Origin of the sequence: Nesterenkonia alba DSM 19423, assembly GCF_000421745.1 — a bacterium.
In the GTDB taxonomy this organism is placed as follows: domain Bacteria; phylum Actinomycetota; class Actinomycetes; order Actinomycetales; family Micrococcaceae; genus Nesterenkonia; species Nesterenkonia alba.
Genome location: NZ_ATXP01000017.1, coordinates 1 through 20,153 on the forward strand (window position 1 = coordinate 1; position 20,153 = coordinate 20,153).

General features: G+C 65.8%; 18 protein-coding genes. 8 read left to right on the forward strand and 10 right to left on the reverse strand.

Annotated elements, in window-relative coordinates; genetic code table 11:
* A partial coding sequence (locus tag H578_RS15265; RefSeq protein ID WP_022872784.1) for an integrase core domain-containing protein occupies nucleotides 1-277 on the forward strand: 277 nt, incomplete at its 5' end.
* Between the two features lie 120 nt (nucleotides 278-397).
* On the opposite strand, the gene H578_RS14870 is transcribed toward H578_RS15265, so the two are convergent.
* Nucleotides 398-2,119 (reverse strand): DUF885 domain-containing protein, encoded by a 1,722-nt coding sequence (locus tag H578_RS14870; protein WP_022873677.1) that lies wholly within the window; start codon nucleotides 2,117-2,119, stop codon nucleotides 398-400.
* Between the two features lie 85 nt (nucleotides 2,120-2,204).
* The gene (locus H578_RS0110725; protein WP_022873678.1) at nucleotides 2,205-3,734 is read right to left on the reverse strand and encodes a S10 family peptidase; all 1,530 of its coding nucleotides are present in this window, start codon (nucleotides 3,732-3,734) and stop codon (nucleotides 2,205-2,207) included.
* 136 nt (nucleotides 3,735-3,870) lie between these two features.
* On the opposite strand from H578_RS0110725, the gene H578_RS0110730 reads away from it, so the two are divergent.
* From H578_RS0110730 to H578_RS14885, 5 genes are all read left to right on the forward strand, one after another.
* Nucleotides 3,871-5,472 carry an aldehyde dehydrogenase (NADP(+)) gene (locus H578_RS0110730; RefSeq protein WP_022873679.1) on the forward strand — a complete coding sequence of 534 codons (1,602 nt, stop codon included), beginning with the start codon at nucleotides 3,871-3,873 and terminating at the stop codon, nucleotides 5,470-5,472.
* Nucleotides 5,473-5,644: 172 nt separating this feature from the next.
* On the forward strand, nucleotides 5,645-7,783 hold the full coding sequence (locus H578_RS0110735; RefSeq protein WP_033420613.1) for a prolyl oligopeptidase family serine peptidase: 2,139 nt from the start codon (nucleotides 5,645-5,647) through the stop codon (nucleotides 7,781-7,783).
* Nucleotides 7,784-8,027: 244 nt separating this feature from the next.
* Entirely contained in the window at nucleotides 8,028-8,246 is a 219-nt protein-coding gene (locus H578_RS14875) for a DUF4244 domain-containing protein (RefSeq protein ID WP_022873681.1), read from the forward strand.
* A gap of 160 nt (nucleotides 8,247-8,406) precedes the next feature.
* On the forward strand, nucleotides 8,407-8,808 hold the full coding sequence (locus tag H578_RS14880) for a TadE family type IV pilus minor pilin (protein ID WP_051130870.1): 402 nt from the start codon (nucleotides 8,407-8,409) through the stop codon (nucleotides 8,806-8,808).
* Nucleotides 8,805-9,200, forward strand: coding sequence for an Rv3654c family TadE-like protein (locus H578_RS14885; RefSeq protein WP_022873683.1), 396 nt, complete (start codon nucleotides 8,805-8,807; stop codon nucleotides 9,198-9,200). The genes H578_RS14880 and H578_RS14885 overlap by 4 nt, the downstream gene beginning before the upstream one ends.
* 6 nt (nucleotides 9,201-9,206) lie before the next feature.
* On the opposite strand, the gene H578_RS0110755 is transcribed toward H578_RS14885, so the two are convergent.
* From H578_RS0110755 to nth, 6 genes are all read right to left on the reverse strand, one after another.
* Nucleotides 9,207-9,899: a hypothetical protein gene (locus H578_RS0110755; RefSeq protein WP_156837308.1), complete on the reverse strand. Its 693-nt coding sequence runs from the start codon at nucleotides 9,897-9,899 to the stop codon at nucleotides 9,207-9,209.
* A gap of 156 nt (nucleotides 9,900-10,055) precedes the next feature.
* Nucleotides 10,056-10,619: a type II secretion system F family protein gene (locus H578_RS14890; RefSeq protein ID WP_022873685.1), complete on the reverse strand. Its 564-nt coding sequence runs from the start codon at nucleotides 10,617-10,619 to the stop codon at nucleotides 10,056-10,058.
* Nucleotides 10,616-11,341, reverse strand: coding sequence for a type II secretion system F family protein (locus tag H578_RS15740; RefSeq protein WP_022873686.1), 726 nt, complete (start codon nucleotides 11,339-11,341; stop codon nucleotides 10,616-10,618). The genes H578_RS14890 and H578_RS15740 overlap by 4 nt, the downstream gene beginning before the upstream one ends.
* Nucleotides 11,338-12,459: a TadA family conjugal transfer-associated ATPase gene (locus tag H578_RS14900; RefSeq protein ID WP_022873687.1), complete on the reverse strand. Its 1,122-nt coding sequence runs from the start codon at nucleotides 12,457-12,459 to the stop codon at nucleotides 11,338-11,340. The genes H578_RS15740 and H578_RS14900 overlap by 4 nt, the downstream gene beginning before the upstream one ends.
* Complete coding sequence (locus H578_RS16440) at nucleotides 12,452-13,555, reverse strand: CpaE-like family protein (protein WP_022873688.1); 1,104 nt, start codon at nucleotides 13,553-13,555, stop codon at nucleotides 12,452-12,454. Before H578_RS16440 ends, H578_RS14900 begins: the two co-directional genes overlap by 8 nt.
* A gap of 120 nt (nucleotides 13,556-13,675) precedes the next feature.
* The gene (gene nth, locus H578_RS0110780; RefSeq protein ID WP_028464181.1) at nucleotides 13,676-14,479 is read right to left on the reverse strand and encodes an endonuclease III; all 804 of its coding nucleotides are present in this window, start codon (nucleotides 14,477-14,479) and stop codon (nucleotides 13,676-13,678) included.
* Nucleotides 14,480-14,727: 248 nt separating this feature from the next.
* Between nth and acs the strand changes: the two genes are divergently transcribed.
* Both acs and aroQ read left to right on the forward strand, forming a co-directional pair.
* On the forward strand, nucleotides 14,728-16,707 hold the full coding sequence (gene acs / locus H578_RS0110785; RefSeq protein WP_028464182.1) for an acetate--CoA ligase: 1,980 nt from the start codon (nucleotides 14,728-14,730) through the stop codon (nucleotides 16,705-16,707).
* A gap of 370 nt (nucleotides 16,708-17,077) precedes the next feature.
* Nucleotides 17,078-17,527 carry a type II 3-dehydroquinate dehydratase gene (gene aroQ / locus H578_RS0110790; RefSeq protein WP_022873691.1) on the forward strand — a complete coding sequence of 150 codons (450 nt, stop codon included), beginning with the start codon at nucleotides 17,078-17,080 and terminating at the stop codon, nucleotides 17,525-17,527.
* Nucleotides 17,528-17,679: 152 nt separating this feature from the next.
* Here the strand turns inward: aroQ and H578_RS15745 are convergent, their stop codons facing one another.
* Together H578_RS15745 and H578_RS0110800 are read right to left on the reverse strand one after the other, a co-directional pair.
* Nucleotides 17,680-18,705, reverse strand: coding sequence for a hypothetical protein (locus H578_RS15745; RefSeq protein ID WP_022873692.1), 1,026 nt, complete (start codon nucleotides 18,703-18,705; stop codon nucleotides 17,680-17,682).
* 263 nt (nucleotides 18,706-18,968) lie between these two features.
* Nucleotides 18,969-20,147 (reverse strand): MarP family serine protease, encoded by a 1,179-nt coding sequence (locus tag H578_RS0110800; RefSeq protein WP_022873693.1) that lies wholly within the window; start codon nucleotides 20,145-20,147, stop codon nucleotides 18,969-18,971.
* Nucleotides 20,148-20,153: the final 6 nt, after the last annotated feature.

The following is a 20,153-nucleotide window of genomic DNA, read 5'->3' on the forward strand; positions in this document are numbered from 1 at the left end:
CCCCGAGCTACACCACGTGCGCACCCGAGTGAAGACCCCGGGGCAGAACGGGTCCCGTGAACGCGGCTTCGGCACGCTGAAGTACGAACGGCTCTACCTGGACGAGATCGACGACGCGATCGTGCTCGCCGAGCGGGCCGAGGACTACCGGATCGAGTACAACGAGCTCCGGCCCCACGAGGCCATCTCATGGAACCGGCCCAAGGAGGTGCACCTGGGCCTGGCCGACCCCACCACCCCGACATTCAAAACCAAGGAAATCCTGCCAACTACTTGACGCGGGACATAAGCTTGTGACGGCGGACACATTACCATGTGCAATGTGCAATTGCATTGCGCGGCCAATGTAACGAAACCACGTAACGCGCATGTTTCGCCTCAGTAGCTTGGCGTCTGCTTACTGTGTTTGCGCCTCGGCGATGAACCGGCCGATCTCGGTCTCAAGCACGCGCAGTGGCACCGAGCCCAGCGAGAGTACCTTGTCGTGGAAATCACGGATACTGAACGCCTCCCCCAGCTCAGCTTCGGCCTGGGCGCGCAGCTTCTCGATCGTCAGCTGCCCCAAGTAGTAGGCGCAGGCCTGGCCAGGCCAAGAGATGTAACGGTCAATCTCCGTGACGATCTCGTGTTCGGCAATGGCGGTATTGGAGCGCAGGAAGTCCTGCGCCTGCTCACGGCTCCAGCCCAGGGCGTGCATCCCGGTGTCGACCACCAGCCGCACGGCCCGCCACATCTGGAAGGAGAGCATCCCCATCCGCTCATAAGGGGTCTCATACATTCCCATCTCGTCACCGAGACGCTCACAGTACAACCCCCAGCCTTCCCCAAAGGCGGAGATGTACTGGCGGCGGAACTCCGGTAAGTCCAGTTCCAGGGCCAAGGAGAGCTGGAAGGAGTGCCCCGGTGAGGATTCATGCAGAGTCAGCGCCGGCAGAGAGTACAGCGGCCGAGCCGGCAGGTTATAGGTATTGAGGATGTACTTATCCGGGGCACCACGGCCGAAGGTGTCAAAAGCAGCGATCTCCCGAGGCGTCTCCATAATGGAGAACCGCTGGTGGGGCAGCTTGCCAAAGTACTGGTGGATCACCCCATCGAAGGCCTTACACGTGTAGGCGGCGTAGGCCACCAATTCCTTCGGCGTCTTCGCGTAGAACTGCTCATCGGTGCGCATGAACTCAATCAACGCATCGACGTCGTCGCCAAACCCGGTCTCTTGGGCAATCTCCACCATCTCCGCTTTGATCTTGGCGACGTGCTCAACACCGATCGCGTGGATCTGGTCAGCGGTGTAGTCCGTGGTGGTGAACTCCCGCAACTGAGAGGCGTAGAAAGCTTCACCCTCAGGCTGGTCATAAGTGGCGATCGACTCCGGCAGATTCGGCAGGTACTCGGTGGTGAGGAACTCGTAGAGCTTTCCGTAGGCGGGAATGATCTGCTCACCGAGAATGTGAACCGCTTCAGCCTGCAGCTTCGCCCGGGTGGCCTCCGGCATCACAGCCGGTAGTTCAGCAAAGGGCTTGTAGAACGGCAAGGCGGCAGCATCGGTCTCTTGGGCCACTGCACGCACTGGCTCTTCCCGGCCGGTCATACACACCTTCGCCGGACCGAATCCCCGCGTCACACCGGTGCGCATGTTCTCGATCTGCTGGTCAATATAGCGGGGCACCTGGCTGAGTTTGCGCAGGTAGGCCTCAGCGGCATCAGCGGTCTCGAAGTGTTGACGCGCCGCACCGAACGCGAGATTGCGCCAGAAGGCATTATCGGCGGTCACCGGACGCTCCCAGGTGCGGAACTGCTGAGATTCGATGAAGGTCTGCAGCTGGTTCTCGTAGACGTCGTAGGTGGTCTGCTCTTCAGCAGACAGCTCATCCCGGTCGATGGCGCGCAACTGCTCCAAGGTGCTCTGCCACTTCTGAAGGCGGCGCAGCTGGGCCTCTTCGGAGACATCGGGCATGAAGTCATCGGGCTTCTCATCCGGCTTGGCCCGGCCGGAGCCGAGCTCAGCTTCACGCCACTGCCATTCAGCGGTGTAGAGCGCCTCCAGGGCCGCCCCCGCCTCGGTAGTAGCAGCTGCCTGGTCTGCGCTGGTCTGGTCGGTGGTGTTCTCTGCTGCGGTCATGAGGGAATCCTGTTCTGTAGGTCAACGTCAGTGCGCATCGCGGGGGCTGCCGCGGGGTCTGGTGGCCCGCCGAAGCTCAGGGACTTCAGGCCGAGGCCGGATCGTTCGACGCCGGCTTCTCACCAGATCCGGTACTCCAGGCCACAAAGGCGGCCAGGTCTTCGCTTTGTTCGACCCGGCTGGGCTGGTGGACGTACATCATGTGGCCGGCTTCGTAGTACTTGCGCACGAAGTTCTCCCGGGCGGACTCGGGGATGCGCAGGTGGTCCAGAACGTACTCGCTGGCGGCAAACGGGGTGGCCGAGTCGTGGAACCCGAAACCGACGTAGACCTTCAGATCCGGGTTGGCGCGCATGGCGAAGGCGAGATCCTCGGCCGTGGTGATGGAACGGCCTTCGAACTCCTTATAGGACCACGGGTGGACCCGGCGGGAGATGATCTCGTAGACCAGATCATTGCTGTACTGCAGCTCAGCACCGAGCAGGTGGTTGATCGCCGCCGTGTAGGGGTACTGAATGATGGGGTAAGAAGGGTCATCCCCCAGACCATCACCGGTGGGGTGACCCACCGGACCGGTGAACCGGGAGTCGAGGCGGCCGACTTTCAGCCGGTCGCGGCGCAGCAGCTCAGAGAAGAACGCGAAAGCGTCCACTCGCAGGTCATTCAGCTCCACGTACTCCTGGTCCAGCCCCGTCAGCTCGGCGTATTTCGCGGCGATGGTGGAGAACTCCTCGCTCGTGGCGCGGCTGCCCTTCATCAGCGCCAAGGTGTAGTCAGAGTAGGCGAATTCGGTGGCCTCGGCGACCACCTCACGTAGCTGACGGCCCGGATGTTTACCGTGGTAGTGGGCGATGGCGGCATAGGTGGGCAAAAAGTGGATAAAGGGCTGCTCATTGCCCTGGTCGAACCGGATGGTTCCCATATCCAGCACCGCGGAAATCAGCATCACCCCGTTGAGAGCGATGCCGTAGCGCTGGGCGAGGTAACCAGCCAAGGCGGCAGCCCGCGTGGTGCCGTAGGACTCTCCGGCCAGGAACTTGGGGCTCAACCACCGGTTGTTCTTACTCAACCACAGGCGAATCGCCTCACCGACCAGGTCCCGGTCACCGGTGAACCCGTGGTGCTCAGCGGGTTTGGTGCCCTCAGCCGCCCGGGTGAACCCAGTGGTCATGGGGTCGATGAACACCAGGTCGGCGTCTTTGAGCAGTGTCTCGTGGTTATCGGTGAGCCCGTAGGGCGGTGGAGTGCGGTCGTCAACGTCGTTGACCACCACCCGCCGGGGGCCGAAGAGACCGATGTGCAGCCACACCGAGGACGATCCCGGCCCCCCATTGAAGGCGAAGACGACCGGACGTGAGGGGTCGGGGTTGCCGGCGTCGTCGGTCTTGACATAGGTGGTGATGAACACCTGAGCCTTGGGTTTGACTCCCTGGAAGACGCCGTCGTCGAGCTTCTCCTCAGCGACGACCATGCGACCGGCCACCGCCCGGTACTTCAATTCCCCGTCTGGCAGTGAGAGGCTGTGTTCAGTGGTGACGAACTCGTCGACTGGCTCCGCGGACTGCGGCGACGTCGTCTCGGTGGTCGTCTCGGGCTGCACGGCGTCGTCGGCCATGGGTGTCTCCTCACCATGTGCGGCGCACATTAGTTTCTCATGCGAACGATATCCAAGGTACCATGTGAAATATCACTCGGCACGGATAGGGTTGAGAACGGAACCGCCACTGATGTGAAAGGGGCACCTACCACCCATGACCACGCTGACTGAAGCCACCTACCACTCCCTCATCGCCGGGGAAGCAGTCCCCGGTACCGACGGAACCCTGCGGGCCATCGACCCCGCCCGCGGCACCGAGACCGGTCCGGAGTTCACCACCCTGGCGGAATCCCAGGCTGATGCGGCCGCCCAGGCCGCTGCGGAAGCCTTCGGAACGTACCGGAAGCTGCCCGACGCCGACCGTGCGGCTTTCCTCACCACCATCGCCGAGAACATCAACGCCGCCGGGGATGACATCATCGCCACCGCGATGACCGAGACCGGCCTGCCCCAGCAGCGGCTCACCGGAGAGCTGGCCCGCACGGTGAATCAACTCAAGATGTTCGCCAAGCTGGTCGCCAGCGGCGACCACCACAGTGTGCGGGTCGAACCCGCCCTTCCGGATCGGAAGCCACTGCCCCGCCCAGACCTCCGCCAACGGAAACTCCCCCTGGGCCCAGTGCTGGTCTTCGGGGCCTCAAACTTCCCGCTGGCCTTCTCCACCGCCGGTGGAGACACCGCCTCCGCACTGGCCGCCGGGTGCCCGGTGATCTTCAAAGCCCACTTGGCCCACCCGGGTACCGGACTGCTCGTGGCCCGCGCGGTCACCGAGGCCGTGACCGCTCACAACCTGCCCGCCGGGGTGTTCTCCTTCGTCTACGGGCGCGGAACCACTGTGGGCCAGGCACTGGTGAAACACCCTGCGGTCAAAGCCGTGGGCTTCACCGGCTCACGCTCCGGCGGCACCGCCATTATGGCCACCGCCGCCGCCCGCCCCGAACCCATCCCGGTCTACGCGGAGATGAGTTCCATCAACCCGGTGGTGGTCCTCGGCTCGGCCATCAGCGGGGACTCCACCGCTCTGGCGGAAGGCTTCATCACCTCACTCAACGGCTCGGCGGGACAACTGTGTACCGCACCCGGGCTGATCTTCGTGCCCGCAGGCGAAGCCGGGGACACCTTCTTAAGCCAGGTGAAGACCGCCCTGAGTCAGGCTGCAGGGGTCACTATGCTCACCCCCGGAATCTGCTCCTCCCGCGTGGAAGGGGAGAAGAAGCTCGCCTCGGTGCCCGGAGTCACCGAAGTCGGCCGCGGCACCGAGGGGCAGACGCAGAACGCCCCGGCACCAGCGGTGTTCTCCACCGACGTGGAGACCTTCCTCACCCGGGAGGAACTCTCCGAAGAGATCTTCGGAGCCACCTGCCTGGCGGTGCGCTACTCCTCCACTGAGGAGCTGAAGAAACTCGCGGTGGGCATCGAGGGACAGCTCACCGCGACCCTGCACCTGGACACCGAGGACTCCACCGACGTGGCCCTGGCCACTGAACTGGTGGAACTGCTGGAACTGAAGGCCGGCCGAGTGCTCGTCAACGGCTGGCCCACCGGGGTCGACGTCGGCGACGCCATCGTCCACGGCGGCCCCTTCCCGGCGACCTCCGATGGCCGCTCCACCTCCGTGGGCACCGCAGCCATCGACCGATTCCAGCGCCTGGTGGCCTACCAGAACCTGCCGGCTGCCCTGCACCCGGCACCGGTGCGTGAGGACAACCCGTGGAATGTCCCACAGCGCACCGATTTCCTGTCCCAGCTGAGCTGAACCGCTCCCCCTCACCGGCAGACGGCCGCAGTGTGACCACCGGTCACGCGGCCGCCAGCCGGTTGAAGTGCGGCACCCTCTGGGGTCCGTGACGGCACGGACCCCAGCTGGCGGCGTCGTGCTCTTGTGCGGCTGAGCTGACCCAACCCGTCCACTGATATGGAGAGGCATGATGACCACGCCGAAAAACCCGGTGATCCCGTCCGAAACCGAGGATCCGCACCTGTGGCTGGAGGAGGTGACCGGACAGGCCGCTTTGGGGTGGGTCGCCGAGCAGAACGAGCGCACCGAACGCGAGCTGCAGGACGGACTCTTCGATGAGATCAAGTCCGAACTGCAGACCGTCTTGGAAGCCACCGACCGGATCCCCATGGTCACCAAGAAAGGTGACTACCTCTACAACCTGTGGACTGACGCCGAGCACCCCCAGGGCCTATGGCGGCGCACCACTTTCGACTCCTACCGCAGCGAGGAACCGGAGTGGGACGTGCTGCTGGACCTTGATGCGCTCTCCGAGCAGGAGGGCATCACCTGGGTGTGGCACGGGGCTGACTTCCTGCGTCCACCCGAGGGCGAGCCGCACACCCGAGTGCTGGTCAACCTGTCCCCCGGCGGCTCGGACGCCGATGTGACCCGTGAGTTCGACCTCACCACCCGGCAGTTCATCCCGGAGGAGGACGGCGGGTTCTACAAGCCAGAAGGGAAAGGGGGGCTGAACTGGATCGACGCCGACACCGTCACCCTCTCCCACGACTTCGGCGAGGATGAGGTCACCACCTCCGGGTACTCGCGGGTGGGGTACATCTGGAAACGCGGTACCCCGCTGACGGAGGCGACCCCAGTGGTCTCGGTGGGCGCCGATGACATGGCCGCCCGGCTGCGGTTCGACGACACCCCCGGCTATGAGCGACTGGTGGCGGTGAAATCGACTGGGTTCTACAGTCACGAGGTCTACGTGGTGAACCCAGAGGCCGCCGAGGGCGCTGCCCCGCAGCTGACCCCGGTTCCGGTGCCGGATGATGCCCGCCCCGGCTTCCACCAGGACCTGATCCTCATCAACCCGCGCACCGACTTTGAACTCGGTGGGACCACCTACACGGCCGGGTCCCTGCTGGTCGCGGATGCGCAGAAACTGCTGGCCGGGGCCACCGGGGATGAGGCCGGAGTCGAGGTGCTCTTCGAGCCGACCTCGACCACCTCACTGCAGGGAATCACCACCACCCAGAACACCCTGGTACTCACAGTGATGGAAGACGTGCAGTACAAGGTCCAGGCCCACTGGCGTGCTGACGGTACCTGGAAAAGCGCCCCGGTGTTCACCGAGATCACCGGGACCATCAGTGTGGCCGGGGTGGACGATGAGGACAGCGACCAGGTGTGGATCACCGCCCACGACTTCCTCAACCCCACCACCCTCTACCTGGGGGATGTCTCCGGGGTGCTCACCGGCGGTGCAGCCACCACCGAAGCGTTGAAGTCCCTGCCGGAGCGGTTTGACGCCTCCGGTCTGGTGGCTGCACAGCGGTTCACCACCAGCGACGATGGCACCCGGGTTCCGTACTTCATTGTGGGGCCTGCCGACGTCGTCGACCCCTCTCCTGGCGCGGAGGTCACCCCCCGGCCCACGCTGCTCTACGGCTACGGCGGCTTTCAGATCTCCCAGACCCCGGCCTACAGTGCGGTCATCGGCAAGGCGTGGCTTCAGCGCGGCGGAGTGTACGTGGTGGCCAATATTCGCGGCGGCGGTGAGTACGGACCCCAGTGGCACTACTCCGCGCTGCGGGACAACCGGCACCGGGCCTACGAGGACTTCTCCTCAGTGGCCAAGGACCTGGTGAAAACCGGGGTGACCACCGTGGGCCAGCTGGCCTGCCGGGGTGGTTCCAATGGGGGTCTGCTCACCGGGAACATGCTCACCCAGTACCCGGATGTCTTCGGCGCGGTGGTCATCCAGGTGCCGCTGCTGGATATGTACCGGTTCCACAAGCTGCTGGCCGGGGCGTCCTGGCGGGCGGAGTTCGGCGATCCGGACACCGAGGACTGGGAGTACATGAAGTCTTTCTCCCCGTACCACCTGCTGGATCGGGACACCGAGTACCCCTCAGTACTGCTGACCACCTCCACACGGGATGACCGGGTGCACCCGGGGCATGCCCGGAAGATGACCGCCGCGTTGGAGTCCATCCGCGCAGATGTGCGCTACTGGGAGAACACCGAAGGCGGTCACGGCGGTGCCGCGAACCCGGAGCAACAGGCGATCATGAACGGGCTGATCTACCGGTACCTGTGGAAGACACTGGCGGGGAAGTAAAGTTGCGTGGTCTCCGGTTGCGAGGCCTCAGCGTGCGCGGTTTCGGGTGCCAGGATCTTCGGGTACGTGGTCTCCGGTTGCGGGATGGTTTTCCACGACGACGTCGGCACCTGAGCTAACACGCCGATCTCTCCACAGCAGTGGGGCAAGTGAGGTGATCCCGCCGCAGTCTGCAGTGACGCTAGAAGAGCCCCTTGGCACATGCCAGGGGGCTCTTCCCGTCGTTAAGAGGAAGGAGACTGCTATGGGGAAGAAGACCTGGCCCGAACCGTTGACCGGTGAGGAGGCCGCCGACGTCGTCCGTCGCCTCCATCAGGAGGAGGACGGTCTCGCTACCGCGGAATACGGCATTGTCATGCTCGCGGCGGTGGGGTTCGCCGGGCTGCTGACCGCAGTGCTGACCTCTGACACCGTCCAGGGGTGGCTGGAGGCGCTCGTGGAACGGGCACTCAGCGCCGCCTGAGGGTGAACTCTGAGGTCTTCACGCGCAAGGATCGGAGCATGCGATGATCCCCCGCGTTCGGTGTACTGAGTGCGCTACTGGGTGCGGCGACCGGAGGTGTTCCTGCGGTCGCCGCACACCCCGCACGGGGTATGGCACCCAGGGAACAGATTCCGGGTCGGTGACGGCTGAGTTTGCCGTGGCTCTACCCTCCGTGGTGCTGGTCCTGCTGCTGGTGGTGGGCTTCGCGGTCCACGGGGCGGCCCAGGTCAGCCTGGAAGATGGCGCCCGCGCAGCGGCCCGGGAACTTGCCCGCGGCGAGAGCGAAGAGGTTGCGGTGCAAACCGCGCGGCGCACCGTCGGAGCCGACGTCGAGGTCTCGGTGTCCTCCGAGGGTGGCTACGCTCGGGTGCAGCTGAGCCGTCCGGTACGGCTCCTGGGAGTGGTAGAGCTGGATGCCTCGCACTCCGCCGAGGCCTCCGCCCGTGTGGAACACATCCGCGGCGACCGTCTGCCACGCGGCCGTGTGTCGCGCGGCCGTGTGCCCACCCTGCCCACCCACCGTGTCCGGAGGAAGGCATGAGTGAGGAGCGCGGTTCCGGGACGGTGTTGGCCTTGGGGATCATCGCCGCGCTGGTCATGCTCTTAGCGGTGATTCACGTGGTCACCGCTGCGGCGACGGCCAGGGCCCAGGCTGCCTCGGCGGCGGACCTGGCGGCCCTGGCCGCTGCCGACACCGCACGCGGCCTGGCGGTGGGTGATCCGTGCACCGTGGCCGAGCAGACCGCGCAGCGCAACGGTGCCGAGGTCCTCGACTGCCGGGTGGGCGGAGAGTGGGAGACCGAAGTGTGGGTGACCGCCCACGTGGAACTCCCCTTGGATCCGGGACTCACCGGGGAGTGGACACTGGGACCCCTGCGGGCCGAACACACCTCCCGTGCCGGGCCGCCGGAGGCACTACCGAGACCGGGCTAACCGTCCTTAGTCGAAACCGAGGTCGCCGAAGTCTTCGCCGCCGTCGAGCAGCCAGTTGTACCGGACGGTGAGGACTCGTTCGAAGGCAGCCAGCGCCCCGGCGATGGCCACCACCGTGTTGAGCCAAGCGGGTAAGTTCACCGGGGAGGTCCAGGTCCCGACATACTGCTGCACCACATCCCACCGGGTCACCAGCTCGACCATCTGCGGAATGCTCAGCACAAGCGCGATGATAAGCACCACGATGGCCCCGCGGCTTAGCCATGCGCCCAGCCGCGGCCACTTCTCCCCAAGCTGGGCCCGCAGCCCTTCGGCTGACCGCGGCTCCGGGGTGAGTAACTGGCCTTCCTGGCGGGTGTCGCCGTCGTCGTCGGGAACGTAATGCACCCGTTTGAGCCCCACCATGCTGGCAGCGACCTCGATGACCCCACCGGGAACAGGGAACGCTGCGGGCAGTTCCGCGTAGGCGTGGTGCTTCCCATTGCGGTACAGCTGCGCCACATACCCGCCATTGGTCCCGAAACTGAGGTAATCGACGACGACGGCGTAACTCACCTCAGACGGTTCCGCCGCCGTGGCGTGTCCCCCGGTGCCGGCGGCGGTGCGGGCTGCAGGCTGCGGGGGTGACGCTGTGGACGGGGAGCTGGCACGGTCTGTGTGTTCAGCCGGGTGGAACCAGAAGATGGATCGCCAGAGCATCTGCCACCAGTGAAACCGAGGCATCCGATGCCCGTGACCTGGTTGGACTTTGCTCATCCGACGACGGCGCCTGCTTCTGCGGGAGAACATAGCTCCACTGTATGCACCTGGATACATCTGTCTGCATCCGGGCGGCAGATGCCCTGGTGGTGGTCATCACAGGGCGAAGGCCTCCGGGACCATGGAGAGGATCACCGGCACCACCCCCAGCAGGATGAAGGCCGGCAGAAAACAGGCACCCAAAGGCAGCATCATCTTCACCCCGAGTTCAGCGGCGGCACGTTCGGCCTCGTGGCGTCGCTCAGCCCGGGCCTGGGCAGCAGCGGCTTCGAGCATGTCCGCACTCGGGGCACCGGTGGCGTACGCGAACCGTAGGTGGGCACAGTATCGACTCAGCTCGGCGTCTTCGCCCACCAGGCCGGCCGCCTGATCCCAGGGAGTACCCGCCGCCAAAGCCCGGTGGACTCGACTCAGCTCCTCCGCCCCCGACACCGAACGGGCCAACCGGTCCAGAGCGGCTTCGATCCCGACCCCTGCGGTGAGCAGCGCAGCGGTGAGATCCAACAGGGTCGCAGCATCCACCACGGCACAGGATTCCTGCCGGGACCCGCGGGCGTGACTCCACCAGCCGGTGGCCTGCCATCGGCTGGGACGGCTGGGACGCAGCAGAAGCAACACCGCCGCCATGGTGAACGCCGCAGCAGCCAGGGCGCCGATCATGGACGCACCTCCACGCCTCGGATCATTCGTCCGCTCCACACCCTCCCCAGGAAGAGGAAACCCACCCCGGTGGCCAGGCACACCAGTCCCAGTCCAGAACCCAGCAGCATGGCCACCGGATCGGCGCCCATGAGCTGTCCGAGCACCACCCCACCCAAGGGCAGCAGGCTGAGGATCAACTGGGTGAGCTTGGGGCCAGCAGATTCCTTCTCCACCGCGGCCTGGAGTTCGGCGGCTTCATCCAGGGATGCGGCAATCCGGTCCACCAGGCGGGCCAGTGGGGCTCCGGTCTGTTCGGACAGGGCGCTGACGGCCAATAATCGGTGCAGCACCTCGGCCACCTCCTGCGGTGGCTGCTGGGCCAGACTGCGGCGTAACCCCTCGGCCACACCTGCACCCGAGGCCTCTGCGGAAACGACCTGGTGAGCAGCCTCCGCCAAAGGGTGGTGGGGATCCCGGTCTCGCCAATGGTCCCGCAGATCAGTCCAGGCGTGGCCCTCGGCACGACCGGACTGCAGCAGGGCCGAGAGCTGGCGTAGCAGCACCGCGGCGTCCTGGCGCAGGTGGGCATGCTGCTTCCTGCCGGTCCCCAGGCGCACCCCGGTGAGACGATCGGACAGGCGAGGAGACGACGTCGTACGCGTTCGCTGCGTGCCGGGCATCAGCAACAGCACGGCAGCGACCACCGCCGCGAAGACACTTACCGGCAGGATGAGGTTCATCCGAAGAAACCCTCCCACCCGGGTCCACGCCTGACCCGGTCGCTTTCAGTGGTGAGCACCGGGGTCATGACCAGGCGACCGTCGTCGTAGTGCAGTGTGGACAGCGCAGTGGGTAGCCGTCGGCCGTGGCGGCGTTCCATGTGGATCACCGCATGCAGGGCAGCAGCCGCCTGAAGTCGGACAGTCTCCGGGGTCAGACCAGCCAGCGCACCCATGGCCACCAACCGCGCGGGGACAGCCTCCGGGGAGTTGGCGTGGACTGTGCCGCCGGCCCCCGAATGCCCGGTGTTCATCGCGGTGAGGAAATCCCGCAGTTCCGCGCCGCGGCATTCCCCCACGATGAGCCGATCCGGACGCATCCGGAGGGTTTCCCGGACCAACTGGCCCATGTCCACCCGGCCTGCGCCTTCGACATTGCCACCGCGACCCTGCAGGTGCACCACATGGGGGTGGCTGGGAAGCATCTCAGTGGTGTCCTCGACGATGATGATCCGCTCGGTCGCTGGAACCTCGGCAAGCATCGCCGCCAGCAGAGAGGTTTTCCCCGAGCCCGTGGCCCCGGAGACCAGACAGTTCAACCGTGCCGAGACAATGTGCCTGACGGCGGTGAGCCACTCGTTAGCGCCGGTCCACTGGGCCGCGAGAGTCTCGAGCCCGGCGGTGGAGCTGCGCGCCACCCGGACTGAGATCATGGTTCCCTCCACTGCAATGGGCGGAATGACCGCGTGGATACGGCAGTTGCCGATCCGGCCGTCAGCGCAGGGGTGGCCTTCATCGAGACGGCCACCGGCCACGCTGATGAGTCGACGCGCCAAAGCCCGGGCTTGTTCTTCGGATTCCAGGCGTACACCGGTGTGTTGGAGACCCTGGGCGCCATCGGTCCAGATGCTGCGGTGCTGGTCGAGCACCACATCAGTGACCCCGGGAGTGTCCACGAACTGCTGGAGGGGACCGAGCCCGACCAGCTCGTCACGCAGGGTGCGGACCAGTTGTTGGGTGGCGCCTGAGCTCAGTGCCAGGCCTTCAGCCCGGATGGCCTCGGCGATGCGGGCAGCGGTCACCGGTTCCCCGGAGGAGGTCAGTTTCTCCCGGAGTGCTTCGAGACGCTGGTCATCCATGGTGGACTCCGAGGTGTTCCAGCAGAGAGTGGACCAAGCGGGTACCCCGGGTGGTGCGGAGCATCTCGTAAGCTTCAGCGGGGTCATCGCTGCGGGCCAGCCACCGCTGCTCGGCGAGGTCTGCGACCACCCTCGCGCCGAGTGCTTCCTCCATCTCCGCGACACCCCACCCCGGTGAGGCGCGGCCATTGAGAACCACTGCCGTGTCCCCACCTGAGGTCCGCTGAAGCAGTTGCGCAGCGGCATCGGCCCCACGCAGAGACGGCCGGGTCACCACCAGCACCGTGTCGAGGTGTTCAGCCAGTGGTGCGGCCGCATCCCCACGGCTGAGATCGACCACCACCGGGTCGAAAGCCCGAGCGGCGGCTCGGAGCACAGCGCCCAAACCCGCGACGGCCCCTGCGCCGCCAGAGGTCTTGGTACTGTCGCCATCTTCGGCAGGGGGAACCCCCGCTCCGGTGAGTACATGGACCCCGTCCACCACGGGTGCGGCGGTGTGCAGATGACTGGAGGAGATCTCCCCTTCAGCGCCCAACAGCTGCGGCAGGGTCAGTCCGCCACCGGCCAGTGTCCCGGCAGCACGGGCTTGTTCTACCAGGTGGGACGCGCCGCTGCCGGGCCTGAAGTCCGCGTCAATGAGCATAGGCCGGTGCCCCAGCACTGCGGCCTCGGCACTGAGCAGGTAGGCAAACGTCGTCACCCCCACACCTCCGAGCGCCCCCACCAGCCCGAGTACTCGCCCCGCGGACCGCTCCAGGACCCGGGCGGACAGGTGCTCGGAGAGCCACCGCTCAGCTCGGGGAAGCGGGACCGGCACAGTAGCCGGGCATTGGCTCGCCGCACGGAAGAGGGCGTCGTCGTCGGTTCCGACCATGAGCACCTCAGCGGGAACCCGGACCGAGGGCGGAGGCATCTCCGGGGTGCACAGCACAGCTGAAGACGCCGCACCAAGGCTGGTGCCGGCGTCGTGCCAGTTCTGACGTACTTCGAGGCGGGCACCCACCACAGCGGCGATAAGAGCCAGGTCATCACGGATCTGCGGATCACCGGTGACTAACAGCACTGTGGGTTCGGTGGTCTCAGCAACTCGGGGCATGCCCCCAGGCTGGGCCGAAACCTGCCACCTGAGTGCGCCTCACCGCGCCGGATGTGGATATTCCCGGCGCGTCATCTCGCCGCATACGTGACTGTGGAAAACTCAGTGCACCCACCGGTTTCAGGGTGTGAGGGTGTAGCCCTCTTCGCGCAGTTGGCGTCGGGTGTATCCGGCCATCATCTTCTCCCGCAGCTCTTCACGCCCCGGTTTCAACTCATAGGCCAGCAGCTGCCGTGCGGCCTCCGGTTCGGTCTCCCCGATGCCGAACGAGGGGCACCACTGGCTGACCGGACAGGCCCCACACGCCGGGCGACGGGAGTGGCAGATCCGCCGGCCGTGGTAGATCAACCGGTGACTCAACGGCGTCCAATCCTTGGGCTCGAAGAGCTCGGCGACGTCCCGTTCCACTTTCACCGGGTCAGTCTGCTCCGTCATGCCCAACCGGCGGGCTAACCGACCGAAGTGCGTATCCACGGTGAGCCCCGGCTGGCCAAAAGCATTACCCAGCACCACAAACGCGGTCTTCCGCCCCACCCCAGGCAACCGCACCAGCTCGTCCATGGTCTCGGGCACCTCGCCGTCGTGCTCGGTGACCAGCGCGTTCGCCAAGCCCAGCAGTGCCTTGGTCTTGGAGTTGTAGAACCCGGTGGGTTTAATGATCTCCGCTAGCTCTGTCTCCTGAGCCGCGGCCATGGCATAGGCGTCAGGGTAGCGGGCGAACAACCGCGGGGTGACCTGGTTGACCCGAACATCGGTGGTCTGAGCGGAAAGCACCGTGGCGACCAGCAGCTCGAAGGGGTTCTCAAAGTCCAGCTCCGCGACCGCATAGGGGTAGATCTCCCCCAGCACGCGGTTGATCTTGCGCACGCGGCGCTTCTTCGCCAGCAGCGTCTCCTCAGGCACCGCACCATCGTATCCGGCCAATTCCCAGCCTCCGACGACGACGCCGGCACCCGCCACCAGGGCACATTTCCGTCTGGTATGAGGCCACCTGATCCGCAGACCGCACAGAAGCTACCGCCCGCCGTGATGAATTCTCACCCACGTCAGATACGTGCTATACATCACATTGTGACCTGGGTCTCGTCATCGTGTGCGGAGCACGCTATCGTGAGAACGAGTCCGCGAACGCCGCTGCCGCCGAGCAGCTTGAGAAGGAGGACCTGCAGCGCATGACCACTACTGAGAACGCCGAGACCACCACCTTCCCACCGAGTGAAGAATTCGCCGCCAACGCCGTTGCCACCGCGGAGAAATACGAGGCGGCCACAGCCGACCGCCTCGGCTACTGGGCAGATCAGGCCCGCTCAACGTTGAGCTGGGACACTGACTTCTCTGAGGTGCTCGACTGGTCGGAGGCACCCTTCGCCAAGTGGTTCATCGGGGGTGAGCTCAACGCCGCCTACAACGCCGTAGACCGGCACGTCGAGGCCGGCCGCGGTGACCGGGTCGCCATCCACTTCGAGGGTGAGCCGGGCGATACCCGCACTCTGACCTATGCGGAGATGAAAGACGAGGTCGCCCGCGCGGCCAATGCGTTCGAATCCCTCGGCGTCACCAAGGGCGACCGGGTTGCTGTCTACATGCCGATGATCCCCGAGACCATCGTGACCATGTTGGCCTGCGCGCGCATCGGGGCGGTGCACTCGGTGGTCTTCGGCGGGTTCTCCGCCGACGCTCTGCGCTCCCGGGTCGATGACGCCGAGGCCAAGCTCATCGTCACCGCGGACGGCTCCTACCGCCGCGGTAAGCCCTCGATGCTCAAGCCCAATGTGGATGAAGCCCTCAGCCAGCCCGGCCACACGGTGGAGAAAGTCCTCGTGGTCAAGCGCAACGAGGAGGAGGTCTCCTTCACCGAGGGGCGTGACCTGTGGTGGCACGACGTCGTCCCCGGCCAGTCCACCGAGCACAGCTATGTGCCCCACGACTCTGAGCACCCGTTGTTCATCCTCTACACCTCCGGTACCACCGGGAAACCCAAGGGAATCCTGCACACCACCGGCGGGTACCTGACCCAGACCGCGGTGACGCACCGGGACAGCTTCGATCTCAAGCCTGAGCAGGATGTGTACTGGTGCTCTGCCGACGTCGGATGGATCACCGGCCACAGTTACATCGTCTACGGCCCGATGACCAACGGCGCCACTCAGGTGATCTACGAAGGCACCCCGGACACCCCGCACAAGGGCCGGCTGTGGGAGATTGTGCAGAAGTACAAAGTCACCCAGCTGTACACCGCACCCACCCTCATCCGCACCTGTATGAAGTGGGGCAGGGAAATCCCTGACCAGTACGACCTCTCCAGCCTGCGCGTGCTCGGCACCGTGGGCGAGGCCATCAACCCGGAGGCCTGGCTGTGGTTCCGTGAGGTCATCGGGGCCAATAACGGCCCGGGCAAGGAGCCCAAGGAACACCCGGCCCCGATCGTGGACACCTGGTGGCAGACCGAGACCGGCGGCCACATGATCGCCCCGCTGCCCGGGGTGACCGCGACCAAGCCCGGTTCCGCCCAAACCCCGGTGCCCGGGATTGAGGTCGGCATCGTCGATGAGATGGGCGAGGAAGTCGGCCGGGGCGAGTCCGGGCTGCTGGTGGTCAAGGAGCCGTGGCCCGGGATGCTGCGCGGCATCTACAACAACCCTGAGCGGTACAAGGACACCTACTGGTCGCGGTTTGGCACAGACCTGTACTTCGCCGGCGATGGAGCCCGGTACGACGACGACGGCGACATCTGGCTCATGGGCCGGGTCGACGACGTCATGAACGTCTCCGGTCACCGACTCTCCACCACAGAGATCGAATCCGCTCTGGTGGCGCACGAATCGGTCGCAGAAGCCGCTGTGGTCGGGGCGAAGGACGCCACCACCGGTGAAGCCGTCGTCGCGTTCGTCATCCTGCGTGGAGGCTATGAGGACGACGGCAGCTTGGAAGAGACGCTGCGCAATCACGTGCGGGCTGAGATCGGGCCAATCGCCAAGCCGCGCAATGTGCTCATTGTGCCGGAGCTGCCGAAGACCCGGTCCGGGAAGATCATGCGCCGCCTGCTGAAGAACGTCGCCAACGGTGATGAGGTCGGCGACGCCTCGACCTTGGCAGACCCCACCATCATGGAGAAGATCGCTGAGGACATGCGCACCAAGCACGGCAGCTGAGCCGAGACACCATTGCTGCGGTGGGTCCCCCAGTGCATCGGCACGGAGGGACCCACCGGCGTGTGCACCACCTTGCCCCTGGCCGTCTCACGGCTGTTACCGCAGCGCTCTCACCCGGCAGCAGCCGCCCACCCGGCGGCGGCCGCCTGAGGGCTCCCGTAGCCCCAGCCTGTAGAACCGGCTGAGGCCACCTCCGTGGCCTCGCCCTATGGGCCACACGGGCCTGGCCCCGGGGCCTGGGCTGTAGGGGCTGGGCATCAATGCACCGGACCGCAGCTGCGGCTTCCAGAGCGCACAGCGGCCGGAGGCCGGCGGTGTTATCACCAGAGTGCCCCGTTACCGGCGGTAGCTGCCCCGGTATGGTGAGGACATGACTGAGACCGCACGACTGCTGATCCTGCACGGGCCGAACTTGAACTTACTCGGAACCCGCGAACCAGGCATCTACGGCACCTCCACTCTGGATGACATCAACGCCCAGTGCCGCACTACAGCAGCAGAACACGGCGTCGAGGTGGACATTGTGCAGTCCAACCACGAAGGCGAGCTGGTCGAGGCGATCCAGGCGGCAGCCGGGCGCGCTGACGGCGTCGTCATCAATCCAGCGGCCTACACCCACACTTCGGTGGCGATCGCCGATGCCTTGGCGGCCGTGGGCCTGCCGCTGGTGGAGGTGCACCTGTCCAATGTGCACGCCCGGGAGGACTTCCGCCGGCACTCCTACGTCTCTCCGCTCGCCAGTGCGGTGATTGCCGGAGCCGGTCCGGCCGGCTACCGCTACGCCATCGACCACCTCGCACACCTGCTCCGCACCACCTAACCCTCCCCCGCTACCCCCACCCCGTCCCACCCCGTCCCACCCCGTCCCGGCCCTTCTTCCCAGCTTTCCCACGCAAAATGCCCCTTCCCACGGGAATTCCGGTGGGAAACGGCACTTTGGGTGGGAAGAACTAGAGGTCCGATGGGTACACCTCACTCGGTGAGCGGCTGCACCCCAGCTCGCCGCAGCCGCTGCAGGAGAGCCTGAGGCTGCCGCAGCTCTTGCCAACCCCAGCGCACCACGGTCCATCCAGATCGGCGCAGCGCGTCCTCTCGCCTCTTCTCCTGGTAGAGCACCTCTCGCGGGTCCCTCCCGTTGAGCATCTCGTCGTCGAAATACTTGGTACGCCCGTCGAACTCCCCGATCACGCGAGGTTTCTCCCAGCAAAAGTCCACCCGAAACTCACCCTCATCAGTACACAGCACTGATTGCAGCTGGGGTGCTGGAAAGCCTCGAACGTGAATGATGACCCGCGACCAGGACTCACCGGCCGATTCCGCGCGGGGATCGGCAAAGTCCCAGGCCGAGGACCAGTGTGCCCGACCACGGCGCGACCTGAGGTACGGCAACCACGGCTCCACATCCAGCGTCTTCTCCCGGAGTGCCGCATCCAAGACGACCACGGCCGCGGCGAATGGCATTCGACTCACCGTGTCCACCAGCGCCAGTTCCAAGGGATCTACCCAGAAGTGGTCCGGCCCAACTATTTCCTCCAGCACAGCGGCAGGCAATTCCATGCGGGGAATGCGGTGCTCACCGGCACGCAGTTGCTGGCGCAACTGATGACGCGTCACGTTGGGCGGCAGAGCTGGCTCCACGTACTTTGCCGGGATGTTCTGCCCACCAGGCAGCTGTGGTGCCCGCCTCAGACCTGCCCGACCGTACGCGGAAGTCCTGGCGACCACGACAGGTGGCACGTGCAGGAGGGGAAGCCCGTAGAGAAGAAGGGCCGATTCACGGCAGAAAATTGCCGAAGGATTGTGCATCGCCTCAGCCGCAAGAGCCATGCGGTAGCGCGCCCAGGGAGGAGCCTGCTGCCAGGTGGCCGTCTCCACGTAGATGCCGTGCCGCACCCGCAGCTTTTCCCTGCGCCCCACTTGCTGGCAGAGCAGCTTGCTGCCCTCAGCGTTGGCGCGGACTAGGGTAACGGCCTTGCTGTGCCGCGAGACAGTGGACATATTCCCAGCTTCACCGGTTCGCACCACACAGCGCTACCTCCGCCCCGCCACCTGTGGAAAACGCCTAACCTCACGTTCTTCCCACGCAAAATGCTCCTTCCCACCGGAATTTCCGTGGGAAACGGCACTTTGCGTGGGAAGGACCAGAGGCCGGGGGCACTTTGCGTGGGAAGGACCAGAGGTCCGGTCCGAAACGGCACTGGGAAACGGCACTTTGGGTGGGACAGCTGACGGAAAAGTTCGAGCTCAGCGGTCAATCGAGCTCAGCGGTCGATGCACTGGCCCGTACTGACCGTCTCAGTAAACACCTCCGGGGCAGTCAGCACCTCACCAATCTCCTCGGCGGTCACCGCAAAACCCACATTGGTGCCCTCCATCGCCCGGGCAAAGACAATCCCCACCACGTGCCCCTCGGCGTCCACCAGCGGACCACCGGAGTTGCCTTGCCGCACATCGGCATTGACCTGGTAGACCTCCACGTCGCTGGGCGAACTGCCGTAGATGTTGTTGATCTGAGAGGTGTCCCGCGCCTGCACCACCGCCGGCCCGGCCATAAACGGCCCACCGGAGGGGAACCCCATCACGTAGCCGGACTCCCCCGGGTCCATCGGCCCACCCACCGGAGCAGCTCCTGCGTTCACCGGATCCACCGCCAGCAGGGCAATGTCCCGGGCGGTGTCAAAGTGCACCACCCGCGCGGCCAGCACCTGCCCATCGGGCATCTCCACCGTCGGCTCACTCACCCCGGCCACCACGTGCGCATTGGTCACCACCCGCGTGGAGGAGACCGCCACCCCGGAGCCGGTCTGCGACTGGCCGCACTGATGCGCCACCCCACTGATCCGCGCCACAGAGGCCGCTGTCTCCGCCGCCGACGCCGTCAGCTCACCATCTTCGGGAAGCTCGGCCGGCTCCTCCACCAACAGTTGGGCGATCTCCGGGATGTCTGAATCCATCACCACCCCGCGGACCTGCGCGAACATCCGCTCTGCTTGGTCAGGCACCACTGTGTCGATCGCCCGCAGCACCATCGACTGCTTCATGTGGTGGTTCACCGCCGGGAAACCCATCGCCTGGAGCGAGAAACTCAGCGCCGCGATAACGACGACGGCGACCACTGCGTTGAGCACCCCACCCACCACAGAGCCCAGGGTCCGCAGGGCAGAGGACCGGAACATCTTCTGCACTTCACGACCCGCCGTCGAACCCACAGCGTGCCCGGCCACCATCAGCACGATCGCCGCACCGATGACGGCCACAACCCGCCAGGTGGGATCCGGCACCCAGCCGGCCACAACCGGAATGGCGAAGAAGGCGGCCGTGGCCCCCACCAGGAAACCAGCCGCACCACCGAGCGTGACCCACAGCCCTCGCATCAAACCGGCCAGAAAAAACCCGATCACCACGAGCACCAGCACGACGTCGAGCAGCGTGACCTCCACTGCCGA

Coding starts and splice junctions, on each gene's coding strand:
- H578_RS15740 (WP_022873686.1), bottom strand. CDS start 11,341: ATGAACCTCATCCTGCCGGTAAGTGTCTTCGCGGCGGTGGTCGCTGCC.
- H578_RS15745 (WP_022873692.1), bottom strand. CDS start 18,705: ATGTCCACTGTCTCGCGGCACAGCAAGGCCGTTACCCTAGTCCGCGCC.
- H578_RS0110755 (WP_156837308.1), bottom strand. CDS start 9,899: ATGCTCTGGCGATCCATCTTCTGGTTCCACCCGGCTGAACACACAGAC.
- H578_RS0110725 (WP_022873678.1), bottom strand. CDS start 3,734: ATGGCCGACGACGCCGTGCAGCCCGAGACGACCACCGAGACGACGTCG.
- acs (WP_028464182.1), top strand. CDS start 14,728: ATGACCACTACTGAGAACGCCGAGACCACCACCTTCCCACCGAGTGAA.
- H578_RS14890 (WP_022873685.1), bottom strand. CDS start 10,619: ATGATCGGCGCCCTGGCTGCTGCGGCGTTCACCATGGCGGCGGTGTTG.
- H578_RS14885 (WP_022873683.1), top strand. CDS start 8,805: ATGAGTGAGGAGCGCGGTTCCGGGACGGTGTTGGCCTTGGGGATCATC.
- H578_RS14870 (WP_022873677.1), bottom strand. CDS start 2,119: ATGACCGCAGCAGAGAACACCACCGACCAGACCAGCGCAGACCAGGCA.
- H578_RS0110735 (WP_033420613.1), top strand. CDS start 5,645: ATGACCACGCCGAAAAACCCGGTGATCCCGTCCGAAACCGAGGATCCG.
- aroQ (WP_022873691.1), top strand. CDS start 17,078: ATGACTGAGACCGCACGACTGCTGATCCTGCACGGGCCGAACTTGAAC.
- H578_RS16440 (WP_022873688.1), bottom strand. CDS start 13,555: ATGCCCCGAGTTGCTGAGACCACCGAACCCACAGTGCTGTTAGTCACC.
- H578_RS14875 (WP_022873681.1), top strand. CDS start 8,028: ATGGGGAAGAAGACCTGGCCCGAACCGTTGACCGGTGAGGAGGCCGCC.
- H578_RS14900 (WP_022873687.1), bottom strand. CDS start 12,459: ATGGATGACCAGCGTCTCGAAGCACTCCGGGAGAAACTGACCTCCTCC.
- H578_RS0110730 (WP_022873679.1), top strand. CDS start 3,871: ATGACCACGCTGACTGAAGCCACCTACCACTCCCTCATCGCCGGGGAA.